General features: G+C 69.5%; 8 protein-coding genes. 6 read left to right on the top strand and 2 right to left on the bottom strand.

What is annotated here, in order from left to right; all coding sequences use genetic code 11:
- The first annotated feature begins 89 nt into the window (after nt 1–89).
- The 5 genes from AQJ67_RS16910 (at nt 90) to AQJ67_RS16930 (ending at nt 7476) form a co-directional block, all read left to right on the top strand.
- Nucleotides 90–1187 (top strand): sugar ABC transporter substrate-binding protein, encoded by a 1098-nt coding sequence (locus AQJ67_RS16910; protein WP_062719590.1) that lies wholly within the window; start codon nt 90–92, stop codon nt 1185–1187.
- A gap of 178 nt (nt 1188–1365) precedes the next feature.
- On the top strand, nt 1366–2157 hold the full coding sequence (locus AQJ67_RS16915; protein WP_062719591.1) for an ATP-binding cassette domain-containing protein: 792 nt from the start codon (nt 1366–1368) through the stop codon (nt 2155–2157).
- A complete protein-coding gene (locus AQJ67_RS16920; protein WP_062719592.1) occupies nt 2154–3449 on the top strand; it encodes a sugar ABC transporter permease in 1296 nt (431 codons plus the stop codon). The genes AQJ67_RS16915 and AQJ67_RS16920 overlap by 4 nt, the downstream gene beginning before the upstream one ends.
- Before the next feature lie 427 nt (nt 3450–3876).
- Nucleotides 3877–5805, top strand: a complete 1929-nt coding sequence (dxs, locus tag AQJ67_RS16925) for a 1-deoxy-D-xylulose-5-phosphate synthase (RefSeq protein WP_062719593.1) — start codon at nt 3877–3879, stop codon at nt 5803–5805.
- A 147-nt stretch (nt 5806–5952) separates the two neighbouring features.
- Nucleotides 5953–7476, top strand: a complete 1524-nt coding sequence (locus AQJ67_RS16930) for an amino acid permease (RefSeq protein ID WP_062719594.1) — start codon at nt 5953–5955, stop codon at nt 7474–7476.
- Between the two features lie 53 nt (nt 7477–7529).
- Here AQJ67_RS16930 and AQJ67_RS16935 read toward each other — a convergent pair whose 3' ends face one another.
- Nucleotides 7530–7901 (bottom strand): PIN domain-containing protein, encoded by a 372-nt coding sequence (locus AQJ67_RS16935; protein WP_062719595.1) that lies wholly within the window; start codon nt 7899–7901, stop codon nt 7530–7532.
- A 29-nt stretch (nt 7902–7930) separates the two neighbouring features.
- On the bottom strand, nt 7931–8815 hold the full coding sequence (locus AQJ67_RS16940) for an NAD(P)-dependent oxidoreductase (protein WP_062719596.1): 885 nt from the start codon (nt 8813–8815) through the stop codon (nt 7931–7933).
- 353 nt (nt 8816–9168) lie between these two features.
- On the opposite strand from AQJ67_RS16940, the gene AQJ67_RS16945 reads away from it, so the two are divergent.
- The gene (locus AQJ67_RS16945) at nt 9169–13329 is read left to right on the top strand and encodes a LamG-like jellyroll fold domain-containing protein (protein ID WP_107122913.1); all 4161 of its coding nucleotides are present in this window, start codon (nt 9169–9171) and stop codon (nt 13327–13329) included.
- Nucleotides 13330–13392: the final 63 nt, after the last annotated feature.

Raw genomic sequence — 13392 nt, forward strand, 5'->3', positions numbered from 1 at the left:
GACGTCGCACGTGTGGCCGAGTTGACTTCCAGCCACCTCGGCCGCAACGACGCGGCCTCGTCAGGGAGGTTTCTGAAGTGAACACGCGTATGCGTCGTGCCGCTGTCGCCGTTGCCGCTGGTGCGATGGCCGTTTCGCTGGCTGCCTGTGGCAGCGCCGAGGAAGCGGGCGGCGGCAACGACTCCACCGCTTCCGCCGCCAAGGGCGACAACATCAAGGTCGGTCTCCTGCTCCCGGAGAACCAGACCGCCCGCTATGAGAAGTTCGACCGGCCGTTGATCGAGGAGAAGATCAAGGAGCTGACGAACAACAAGGCGACGATCGACTACAACAACGCCAAGCAGGACGCCAACCTGCAGGCGCAGCAGGTCGACACCATGATCACCAACAAGGTGGACGTCCTCATCCTGGACGCCGTCGACGCCAAGGCGATCAAGAACTCCGTGCAGAAGGCCGTGGACCAGGGCATCAAGGTCGTCGCCTACGACCGCCTGGCTGAGGGCCCGATCAGCGCCTACACGTCCTTCGACAACGTGTCGGTCGGCAAGACCCAGGGCGAGGCCCTGCTGACGGCCCTGGGCGACAAGGCCAAGGACGGCCAGATCGTCATGATGAACGGCTCCGTCACCGACCCGAACGCCGCCCAGTTCAAGGAGGGCGCGCACTCCGCCCTCGACGGCAAGGTGAAGATCGGCAAGGAGTACGACACCAAGGAGTGGAAGCCGGAGAACGCCAACGCCAACATGGAGGCGGCGATCTCGGCACTCGGCAAGGACAAGATCGTCGGCGTCTACTCCGCCAACGACGGCATGGCGGGCGGCATCATCACCGCCCTGAAGGCCGCCGGCATCGACGTCCCGGTCACCGGTCAGGACGCGGAGCTCGCCGCCGTGCAGCGCATCGTCGCCGGTGAGCAGTACATGAGCGTCTACAAGCCGTACGCCCCCGAGGCCACCGCCGCCGCCGAGATGGCCGTCGCGCTCGCCCAGGGCAAGTCGCTCGACTCCATCGCCAAGGACAAGGTCGACAGCGGCAGCGAGAAGGGCGTCCCGTCCGTGCTCGTCCCCGTCACCTCGCTGACGAAGGACAACATCAACGACACCGTCATCAAGGACGGCGTCTACACCGCCGCCGAGATCTGCACCGGCAAGTACAAGGCCGCGTGCACGGAACTCAAGATCGGCTGAGTCAGGTCCCTTTCCAGGTGCGGGAATTCGTCCTTGAATTCCCGCACGGGACATGACCGCACAAAGACTCCTCCGGTGCCCCGCGCATACGTCAGCCCCGCAAGCTCGGCGCGGGGCGCCGGACGGATCCTCTCTCACTCTTCTGCACTACCTTCCGCCGGGTCAGGCGGCGAAGGAGATGGTTCACGTGTCCGCTACGCCCGTGCTGGCGTTGCGCGGGGTCTCCAAGCGATTCGGTGCCGTCCAGGCGCTCACCGACGTAGAGCTTGAGGTCCACGCCGGTGAAGTGGTCGCCCTGGTGGGCGACAACGGAGCCGGAAAGTCCACGCTGGTCAAGACGATCGCCGGCGTGCACCCCATCGATGAGGGCGTCATCGAATGGGAGGGCAAGGCCGTTTCGATCAACCGGCCGCACGACGCCCAGAGCCTGGGCATCGCGACGGTCTACCAGGACCTCGCGCTGTGCGACAACATCGACGTCGTCGGCAACCTGTACCTGGGCCGTGAGGTCCGCAAGTGGGGTGTCCTCGACGAGGTCGAGATGGAGCGCCGCTCGCGCGAGCTGCTCCAGACGCTGTCGATCCGCATCCCCAGCGTGCGTATCCCGATCGCCTCGCTCTCCGGCGGTCAGCGCCAGACCGTGGCCATCGCCCGCTCCATGCTCGGCGAGCCCAAGCTGGTCATCCTCGACGAGCCCACCGCCGCCCTCGGCGTCGAGCAGACCGCCCAGGTCCTCGACCTGGTCGAGCGGCTGCGCGAGCGGGGTCACGCCGTGATCCTCATCAGCCACAACATGGCCGACGTCAAGGCCGTGGCGGACAAGGTCGCCGTACTGCGCCTGGGTCAGAACAACGGCGTCTTCGAGGTCAAGACGACCTCGCAGGAGGAGATCATCTCCGCCATCACCGGCGCCACCGACAACGCCGTGACCCGCCGTGCGGCGCGCACGAACGGGGAGGTTTCCAAGTGAGCATCGACAAGACCTCCACGACGCCGCAGGACGAGCACGAGGTTCTCAACACCGAGGCCGCCGCGGCCGCGGTGACCGCGGTCGACCCCCGCCTGCTGGTGCAGGAGCAGGGTCTGGCCGGCTATGTGACCGAGTTCCGGCGCAAGATCAAGGCCGGTGAACTCGGCTCCCTGCCGGTCATCCTCGGGCTGGTCGCCATCTGCGTCATCTTCCAGAGCCTGAACTCCGCGTTCCTGTCCGCGCAGAACATCAGTGACATCACCGTCACGATGGTCGGCACCGGCATGATCTCCGTCGGCATCGTCTTCGTGCTGCTGCTCGGCGAGATCGACCTGTCCGTCGGTTCGGTCAGCGGTGCCTCCAGCGCCATCGCCGCCGTCCTCGCGGTCAACCAGGGCTGGCCCGAGTGGGCGGCCGTGCTGTTCGCCATCGCGGCCGGTGCCGTGATCGGCGCCGCGCACGGGTTCTTCTTCGCGGTGCTGGGCGCCCCCGCCTTCGCGGTGACGCTGGCCGGCCTGCTGTTCTGGCTCGGCTTCATGCTCCAGACGCTGGGCGAGAACGGCACGATCAACCTCGACAGCGACGGGCTGATCGGCAAGCTCACGACGTACTTCTTCACGGACGTGGCGGCCGCGTACGGTCTGGCGGCCGTGGTGACCGCGCTGTTCTTCGTCACCTCCTTCCTCAGCAACCGACGTCGTGAGGCCGCGGGGATCCCGTTCCGGCCGCTGACCGACACGGTCCTGCGGACGGTGCTGCTGGGCGTGGTCTCCTTCGCCGCGGCGATCATGTACAACCAGTACAAGGGCCTGCCGCTGGCCACGGTGATCTTCCTGGTGTTCCTGTTCGCCACGGACTTCCTGCTGCGCAGGACGTCGTACGGACGCAAGATCTTCGCGCTCGGTGGCAGTGTCGAGGCCTCGCGCCGTGCCGGTATCAACGTGACCGCGGTGCGGATCTCCGTGTTCGCGATCTCGGGCGGGTTCGCGGCGATCGGTGGTCTGTTCCTGGCCTCGAAGATCGCGTCGGCCAACCAGAGCGCCGGTACGGGTGACCTGCTGATGAACGCCATCGCCGCGGCGGTCATCGGTGGTACGTCGCTGTTCGGTGGGCGTGGGCGGACGTGGAACGCGCTGCTCGGTGTGCTGGTGATCGTGTCGATCCAGTACGGGCTCCAGCTGGAGTCGATCGCCGAGCCGGTGAAGTACATGATCACCGCGGGTGTGCTGTTGACCACGGTCGTGATCGACTCGATCACTCGTAAGACGCAGAAGACCGCAGGTCGCGCGTAGCGCTCCGCGCGGAACGGTGGGGCGCCGTAGGGGCGTGGGTGAGATTGCGGGTGCCGGTCCGTTGTGGCTGGTCGCGCAGTTCCCCGCGCTCCTTTGCGGCGTTGTGCGTCGTGCCCGCGCGGCGGTGGCCGCAGGTAGACATAGCCCCGCGCTCCTTTGCGGCGTTGTGCGTCGTGCCCGCGCGGCGGTGGCCGCAGGTAGACACAGTCCCGCGCTCCTTTGCGGCGTTGTGCGTCGTGCCCGCGCGGCGGTGGCCGCAGATGGACACAGTCCCGCGCTCCTTTGCGGCGTGGTAACGCAGGGCGTTACCGGGTAGGTCCGTTTGCGTGACCATGGAGAGGTGGGCCGGGAACCTTCCGGCTGGGCGGAACATTAGACTCGACAAGCCCGGCAACAGCTCGAAAAGCTCTACTGCAAGGAGGCACGGGTGCCGCTGCTGACCCGCATCACGGGACCGCGCGATCTGGACCGGCTCAGCCCTGAGCAGCTGGACCAGCTGGCAGAGGAGATCCGGACCTTCCTCGTCGAGGCGGTTGCCAAGACCGGCGGCCACCTCGGCCCCAACCTCGGTGTGGTGGAGCTGACCATCGCCCTGCACCGGGTCTTCGACTCGCCCAGGGACAAGGTGCTGTGGGACACCGGTCACCAGTCCTACGTGCACAAGCTGCTCACCGGCCGCCAGGACTTCAGCAAGCTCAAGATGAAGGGCGGCCTGTCCGGCTACCCCTCGCAGGCCGAGTCCGAGCACGACGTCATCGAGAACAGCCACGCCTCGACCGTCCTCGGCTGGGCCGACGGCCTCGCGAAAGCCAACCAGCTGCGCAAACGCGACGACCATGTCGTGGCCGTCATCGGTGACGGCGCGCTGACCGGCGGTATGGCCTGGGAGGCGCTGAACAACATCGCCGAGGCCAAGGACCGCCCCCTCGTCATCGTCGTCAACGACAACGAGCGGTCGTACGCGCCCACCATCGGCGGTCTCGCCAACCACCTGGCGACCCTGCGCACGACCGACGGCTACGAGCGCTTCCTCACCCGCACCAAGGAGATCCTCGACCGCACCCCGGTCGTCGGCAGGCCCCTCTACGAGACCCTGCACGGGGCCAAGAAGGGCCTCAAGGACTTCATCGCGCCGCAGGGCATGTTCGAGGACCTCGGCCTGAAGTACGTCGGCCCGATCGACGGCCACGACATCGAGGCCCTGGAGTCGGCCCTCGCGCGCGCGAAGCGCTTCGGCGGCCCCGTCATCGTGCACTGCCTCACCGAGAAGGGCCGCGGCTACCAGCCCGCCCTCCAGGACGAGGCCGACCGCTTCCACGGCATCGGCCCCATCCACCCCGACACCGGCCTGCCGATCAAGGCCTCGGGCGCCGACTGGACGTCCGTCTTCGGCGACGAGATGGTCAAGCTCGGCAAGGAGCGCGAGGACATCGTCGCCATCACGGCCGCGATGCTGCAGCCCGTCGGCCTGAAGAAGTTCGCGGACACCTTCCCGGACCGCATCTACGACGTCGGCATCGCCGAGCAGCACGGCGCCGTGTCCGCGGCCGGCCTCGCGACCGGCGGCGTGCACCCCGTCTTCGCCGTCTACGCCACCTTCCTCAACCGCGCCTTCGACCAGGTCCTCATGGACGTGGCGCTGCACAAGTGCGGCGTCACCTTCGTGCTCGACCGGGCCGGCGTCACCGGCACCGACGGCGCCTCCCACAACGGCATGTGGGACATGTCGATCCTCCAGGTCGTGCCCGGCCTCAGGCTCGCTGCCCCGCGCGACGCCGACCAGGTCCGGGCCCAGCTGCGCGAGGCCGTCCAGGTCAAGGACGCGCCGACCGTCGTCCGCTTCTCCAAGGGCGCCGTCGGCCCCGCCGTGCCCGCCGTGGGCCGGGTGGGCGGCATGGACGTCCTGCGCGAGCCGGGCACGGACAGGCCCGACGTGCTGCTCGTCTCCGTCGGCGCCCTCGCCCCCATGTGCCTGGAGATCGCCGGCCTGCTCGACAAGCAGGGCATCACCACCACCGTCGTCGACCCGCGCTGGGTCAAGCCCGTCGACGAGGCCATGGCCCCGCTCGCCGAGCGGCACCGCGTGGTCGTCACCGTCGAGGACAACTCCCGGGTCGGCGGCGTCGGCTCGGCGGTCGCCCAGGCCCTGCGCGACGCGGGCGTCGACCTCCCGCTGCGGGACTTCGGCATCCCGCCGCGCTTCCTCGACCACGCCTCCCGCGCCGAGGTGATGGCGGAGATCGGCCTCACCGCCCCGGACATCGCCCGCCAGGTCACCGGGCTGGTCGCCAAGCTGGACGGCCGGTTCGACCGTACGGCGGCCGAGGTCGACTCGGTGGAGCCCGCGCGCGACTGACGTCGACTCACAGGGCCGCAGGGGCCGGTTTCGCCACCGTGAAGGGTGGTGAAACCGGCCCATCTGTGTGAATCCGCCCGCGTCGGGGCATGCGTACCACGCCCCCTCTCGATCATGTCGAGGACGACAAGCGTGGGAGGTACGACCGTGAGCAGCACACTCTTCCGGACGAAGAGAGTCGAGCAGTCCATCCTCGACACCGAGGAGCCAGAGCACGCGCTCAAGAAGTCCTTGTCCGCGTTGGATCTGACCGTCTTCGGCGTCGGCGTCATCATCGGCACCGGCATCTTCGTGCTCACCGGCACCGTCGCGAAGAACAACGCCGGGCCCGCGGTGGCCCTGGCGTTCGTCGCGGCCGGTGTCGCCTGCGCGCTGGCCGCCCTCTGTTACGCGGAGTTCGCCTCCACGGTCCCGGTCGCCGGGTCCGCGTACACCTTCTCGTACGCCTCACTGGGTGAACTGCCCGCCTGGATCATCGGCTGGGACCTGGTCCTGGAGTTCGCGCTCGGGACGGCGGTGGTGGCCGTCGGCTGGTCGGGCTACATCCAGTCGCTGATGGACACCGCCGGCTGGTCGATGCCCGAGGCCCTCGGCAGTCGGGAGGGCGCCGACACCTTCGGCTTCGACATCCTCGCGGCCGTCCTCGTCCTCATCCTCACCTGCATCCTCGTGGTCGGCATGAAGCTGTCCGCGCGGATCACGTCCCTGGTCGTCGCCATCAAGGTGACCGTCGTCCTCGTCGTGATCATCGCGGGTGCGTTCCTGATCGACGGTGACAACTACGACCCGTTCATCCCGAAGGCCCAGACGGTGGACGCCGGCAGCAGTCTCGACGCCCCGCTGATCCAGCTCATGTTCGGCTGGGCCCCCTCCAACTACGGCGTGATGGGCATCTTCACCGCCGCCTCGGTCGTGTTCTTCGCCTTCATCGGCTTCGACGTCGTGGCGACCGCCGCCGAGGAGACCAAGAACCCGCAGCGTGACATGCCGCGCGGCATCATCGGTTCCCTCATCATCTGCACCACGCTGTACGTCGCCGTGTCGATCGTCGTCACCGGCATGCAGCACTACAGCCAGTTGTCCGTGGACGCCCCGCTCGCCGACGCCTTCAAGGCCACCGGGCATCCCTGGTTCGCGGGCTTCATCAGCTTCGGAGCGGCGGTCGGCCTGACGACGGTCTGCATGATCCTTCTGCTCGGCCAGACCCGCGTCTTCTTCGCGATGAGCCGGGACGGACTGCTGCCCCGGTTCTTCTCCCACGTCCACCCGCGGTTCAAGACCCCGCACCGCCCGACCATCCTGCTCGGCGTGATCATCGCGATCCTCGCCGGCTTCACCCCGCTGAACGAACTCGCCGCCCTGGTGAACATCGGCACCCTGTTCGCCTTCGTGGTCGTCGCCATCGGCGTGATCATCCTCCGCAGGACCCGCCCCGACCTGCACCGGGCCTTCCGCACCCCGTGGGTGCCGGTCGTCCCGATCCTGTCGGTGTGCGCCTCGCTGTGGCTGATGATCAACCTGCCCGCCGAGACATGGGTCCGCTTCGGGATCTGGATGGCCGCGGGTTTCGTCGTCTACTTCCTCTACGGCCGCTCCCACAGCCGTCTCGCACTGCACGAGGAGACGACCGTGGCCGAGGTGGAGAAGGGGCACGGCAAGGACACCGAGTAGCCGAACCCGACGCCGGCTCGACCCGACGCCACGGGGCCGCGTACGACAGCCGGCTACGGCCGGACCGTACGCGGCCCCGTCACATCCGCCCCCAACTCCGTGACCCTGCGCCGCAGTTCCCGGTCCGCCGTCACCACCAGGCAGGCCCGGCCGCCCGCCCGTTCCACCAGCTCGACCATGTGGTCGTCCCCGCTCCCGGCAGCGGACTCCACCCGCACGCCCGGCACGGACTCCACGCCCCGGGCCGCCCCCTCCACCACCAGCACGATCTCCACGGGCCCCGCACGCCCCGGCACCCCGTCCGCGGCCAGCCGGTCCCGCAGCCGCTCCGCGGCCCCCCGTCGGTCCCGCCACCAGCCGTCCGGCACCGACCCGACGACATTCGCGGCGTCGACGATCACGAGCAGGGGAGCGTCCTCATCCATGGGGGCAAGGGTCGCACGCCAGCCGGGCCCTACTTCCGCTCCTCGAAGCTGGCGAAGTACGCCGCCGCCATGTCCTCGTCCCCGTGCCCCTGCGCAGCCGCCCGCTCGAACCGCTCCGCGCTCGCCGCGGCCACGTCCAGACGGGCGCCGTACCGCTCACCCGCCTCCACGATCAGCCGCGCGTCCTTCGCCGCCGTGCGCACCGCGAAGGCGGCCGGGGACAGCCCGTCGTTCAGCACGAGCCCGGTCTTGGCGCGCAGGTACCCCATGTCGAGCGGACCGCCGTCGATCACCTCGAAGAACCGCTGGGGATCCACGTCCAGGGCCTTGGACAGCGCCAGCACCTCACCGGCCGCGTTCGTCACCGCCAGCACCCAGCTGTTGGCGACCAGCTTCAGGCGGGTCGCGGTGCCCGCCCCGCCGTCCTCCCCGGTCCACACCGTCCGGGCACCCACGGCGTCGAACACCGGCGTCACCGTCGGCCGGCCCTCGACCGGCCCCGCCGCCAGCACGGTGAGCTGCCCGGCCTCGGCGGGCTGGCGGGTGCCGAGCATCGGGGCGTCGTAGAAGACGAGGTTGTGCTCGCGCGCGAAGTCGGCCAGGTGGGCGATCCCTTCGATGCCGGCGGTCGTCGACTGCACCCAGGCGGCACCTGGGCGCAGGGCGGGCGCGGCCTCGCGCATGACGTCCAGCGTCGCGGGACCGTCGTGCAGCATCGTCAGGACGACGTCGGCGCCCCGGACCGCCTCGGCCGGTGTGCCGGCGACGACGGCGCCGTCGTCGGCCAGGGGCTCGGCCTTGGCGCGGGTGCGGTTCCAGGCGCGGACGGTGTGCCCGGCCCGGGCGAGGTTGCGGGCCATCGCGGCGCCCATGATGCCGGTGCCCAGGACGCTCACGGTGAGCTTGTCGGTCATGACGTCGAATTCCTGTTCTCGTACGGACGTTGCTATCAGTGATGTGATCAAGATCATGGCCACCCGCGTGAGGCGGTTTCCGTATGCCCTGATTCTCCTCTCGATCACCACGCGTGCGCCGGAGTACAGTCCGTCAGCTTGTTCTCATCAAATCTTCATATAGGGGGGTGAGGTGTGTGAGCACCGAAGGGAAGTCACGAAGACGCGTCGTGGGCGGCGCGCTGTCCGTGGCACTGGGACTGGGTCTCGTGGTGGCACTGCCACCTGCGGCGACCACCAGCGCATCGGCCGCGACACCGCGGCAGACGTCCGGACAGGGCACGGGCAACGAGACCCTGTCGGAAGCCGAAGCGATGGCCAAGGCCAAGCGGACCGGCACGGATGTGGAGATCGTGTCGCTGCGCGGCGAGAGCAGCGAGGTGTATGCGACACCGGACGGCAAGCTTGAGGCGCGGGAGCACCTGCGCCCCGTACGCGCCCGGGTCGACGGCGCGTGGCAGCCGATCGACACCGGCCTCGCGAAGCAAGCCGACGGCACGGTCGCGCCCGGGGCGACCACGGTACGGCTGGAGTTCTCCGGCGGCGGCGACAAGCCCCTGGTGCGCATGGAGCGCGCCGGACGTGAGCTTGCCCTGTCCTGGCCGACGAAACTCCCGGCACCGGAACTCGACGGGGACACCGCGACCTACCGAAACGTTCTTCCGGACGTTGACCTGCGCATGGGCGCGCAGGAGGACGGTTTCACCCAGCTGCTCGTCGTCAAGTCCGCCGCGGCGGCGGCCAGTCCGGAGCTCAAGGAGCTGCGGCTGAAGCTGTCCGCCCAGGACCTGGACGTACGCGAGACGGCCACGGGCGGTCTGGAAGCCGTCGACGAGGCCGCGGGCAGCACGGTGTTCGAGGCGCCCAGGCCCGTCATGTGGGACTCCAGCCCGGGGAAGAGCGCGACCGCCGCCAAGTCGACCGCCGCCGCCAAGCCGGCTGGCGGAGCCGAGCGTGCCAAGGCCACCGTCGCGGCCGGGGACGCCAAGGCCGGCCCGACGGGCGGCAGCGGCGCCGGGGCCGACGCCGGTGAGTCAGGGAAGCTCGCGCCCGTCGGCGTGGAACTGCCCACCACCGGCCGTGAGCTGGTGCTCAAGCCGGACTCGGACGTGCTGAAGGGCCCGGACACCAAGTACCCGGTCTACATCGACCCGCAGTGGTACTCGCCCAAGCGGTCCGCGTGGACGATGGTGTCCAAGTACTGGGCGTCGTCACCGCAGTGGAAGTTCAACGGCGAGTCGACCGCCGGCATGGGCTACTGCGGCTGGCACTACTGCCAGCCGTACGACACCAAGCGGCTCTTCTACCGCATCCCCGTCTCCAAGTTCGCGGGCCGCAGCATCCTGTCCGCCGAGTTCGTGGTGCGCAACACCTGGTCGGCGTCGTGCTCGGACCGCGGGGTGCAGCTGTGGCGCACCAAGGGCATCAGCTCGTCGACCACCTGGAACTCCCAGAACGACTCGGACTTCTGGATCGACCACCTCAAGACGGAGAGCTTCGCCTACGGCTACGACGGCTGCTCCGCCAAGGACGCGGAGTTCGACGTGCGCTCCGCCGTCCAGACGGCCGCGAATGGCAAGTGGTCGACGATGACCTTCGGTCTGCGGGCGTCCAGCGAGACGGACGAATACGGCTGGAAGCGCTTCTCGGACGACGCGTTCCTGCGGGTCAAGTACAACCGCCCGCCGTCCCAGATCAAGATGTCGCAGCTGACGGCGGAGTACGGCGGCACCTGCAAGAAGCCCACCTCCCCGGCCCGCGTGCGCACGCTGGGCAAGGTCTACGCGAACAACGTCACCGACCCCGACGGGGACAACATCGCCGTCCAGTTCCAGGCCAAGTGGGACTCGGGTGACGGCAAGGGCCTCATCGCCCGGTGGAAGCCGGCGCTGACCTCGTACAAGAAGTCGGGTTCCGACTTCTCCATCACGCTGCCCTCGGTCACCGCGAACAAGACGGTCCACTGGTACACGCGTTCCTACGACGGCGGCCAGTACTCGCCGTGGTCGTACACCGGTGACCCCACGGGCTGCTACTTCGTCTACGACACCAAGGTGCCCAAGGCCCCGACGATCGCGTCCGGCGAGTACCCGGCCTCCGACCCGGAGAACCCCGAGGACCCGTGGTACGACGGCGTCGGCAAGTACGGCTTCTTCGACATCGACTCGCCCGAGACCGATGTGACGAAGTACTGGTTCGGCATCAACGGCGACCCGACCTCGAAGAACACCCTGAGTACGTCCTCCGGTGCGCTGAGGACGGCCGACGTGCTGCCCGCCAAGCCCGGGCTCAACTTCATCACCGCGCAGGCGTTCGACTCGGCGGGCAACGACAGCGAGATCCGTACCTACCAGTTCCGGGTCAAGGCCGGACAGCCGGAGCGGGCGACCTGGCAGCTGGACGAGGGTGCCGGAGCGAGCGCGGCCCAGGGCTCGGCGCCGCAGCGCACCGCCGAACTGCGCGGCGGTGTCACCCTCGGCGTGGCCGGGGCCAAGGGGAGCGCGGCGTCGTTCGACGGCGTCGACGACTACGCGGTCACCGACATCCCCACGGTGGACACCTCGACCGGCTTCTCGGTCTCGGCCTGGGCGAAGCTGTCGGCGATGCCGGACCACGCGGCGATCATCGCGGCGCAGCCCGGCAACCACTCCCCGGGATTCGAGCTGTACTACTCGAAGACCTACGACCGGTGGGCGTTCAACCAGTACACCTCCGACACCGCGAGCGCGGGCATCGTACGGGCCATGCAGGCGTCGCCGGGCGGCGTCAAGGCCGGTGAATGGACCCACCTGGTGGGCTCCTACAGCTCGACCAGCGACGAGATGAACCTGTACGTCAACGGACAGCTGGCCGGAACCACGACGTACGACTCGCCGTGGGACGCTCGGCGCGGGCTCCAGATCGGCGCCGGCTCCTACAGCGGGCAGCCGGGGTCGTTCTTCCCCGGGGCGATCGACGAGTTGCAGATCTTCGACAAGCCCGTGTCGTCCGGGGAGGTGACCCGGCTGTACGGCAAGGACTCGCTCATCTCGGGCCGCAGCGCACGGGCGGTGTTCCCGCTGGACGAGCAGGCCACGGACAGCGCGGGCAACGCCACGACCGTCCTGACCGGTGCCGCGGAGGTCGCGTCCGCGACGTTCTCCGGAGGCGTGACGCCGGGGCAGACCGGCATCGCGGGCAAGGCCCTGACCCTCGACGGGACCGACGACTACGCCTCCACCGGGCGGCCGCTGCTGAACAACCAGCGCAGCTTCGCGGTCTCCGCCTGGGCCAAGCTGCCCAAGACCAAGCCCGACCACGCCGCGGTCGTCGTGACCCAGGCGGGCACCCACCGGCCCGGCCTTGAGCTGTACTACTCCAAGACGTACGACCGGTGGGCGGTCAACCAGTACTCGGCGGACACCTCGACCGCCACCCCGATCCGGGCGATGCAGGCCGACGGGCAGACCGCCTACGGCGACACCTGGACCCACCTGGTGGGCGTGCACGACACCGTCGCGAACAAGCTCACCCTGTACGTCAACGGCGTCAAGGCGGGCGAGACGGACATCCAGGCCGGCTGGTACGCGGGCGGCGCGGTGCAGATCGGCGCCGGTTCCTACGACGGCGCGCCCGGCTCGTTCTTCGCCGGCCAGATCGACGAGGTGAGCCTGTTCGACCGGCCCGTCTCCGCCGACGAGGTCCGGCAGATGTTCCGGCAGCGGCCGCTGGTCAAGGGCCGCTGGCTGCTCGACACGGTGGCCACCGGCACCCCGGCCACCAGCCCCGACGCCTCCGCCGACAACCGGGCGCTGACCGTGGGCGGCGGCGCGCAGATCGGGAACGCCTGGGTCGACGACGGCGCCCTCCAGCTGGACGGAGTCGACGACCACGCCGCGACCGCCACGCCCGTCCTCGACACGACGGCCAGCTTCACGGTGATGGGCTGGGCCACCGCGGCCGGTGCCCCGACCCGCAGCGCCGCGGTCCTCAGCGCACCGGGCACGTCCAACAGCGCCTTCGCGATCCGGCACGTACCGGCCGCCGAGGGTGAGGCGGGCGCCGGGCGCTGGCAGATCTCGCTGCCGGACTCCGACGCGGCGGGCGCCAACGTCGTACGCACCGAGAACCAGCAGTTCTACGACGCACGGGACTGGAACCATCTGGCGCTCGTCTACGACGGCTTCGCCAAGGAGGCCCGGCTCTATGTGAACGGGCAGCTGGAGGAGGTCGCCTGCGCGGACGACGACGGTGACGGCGAGTCCGACGACACCACCTGCGCCGACCGTCTGTCGTGGTCCGAGAACGTCCTGACGTACAAGGCGACGGGCGGACTCCAGATCGGCCGCGCCCGCACGGCGGGGGCGTGGGGCGAGTACTGGCCCGGAGCCATCGACGACGTCTGGGCCTTCCAGGGGACGCTGAGCGACTCCCAGATCGCCCATCTGTCACTGGGCATGCCGGGTGTCGCCACCGAGGTACCCGGCACCGACTGACCGGAAGCGGTGCCGGCCCGTCGCCCTGTGCCGACGGGCCGGCACCGCGCCGCCGCCCGGGTC

This window comes from Streptomyces caeruleatus (genome assembly GCF_001514235.1).
GTDB lineage: Bacteria > Actinomycetota > Actinomycetes > Streptomycetales > Streptomycetaceae > Streptomyces > Streptomyces caeruleatus.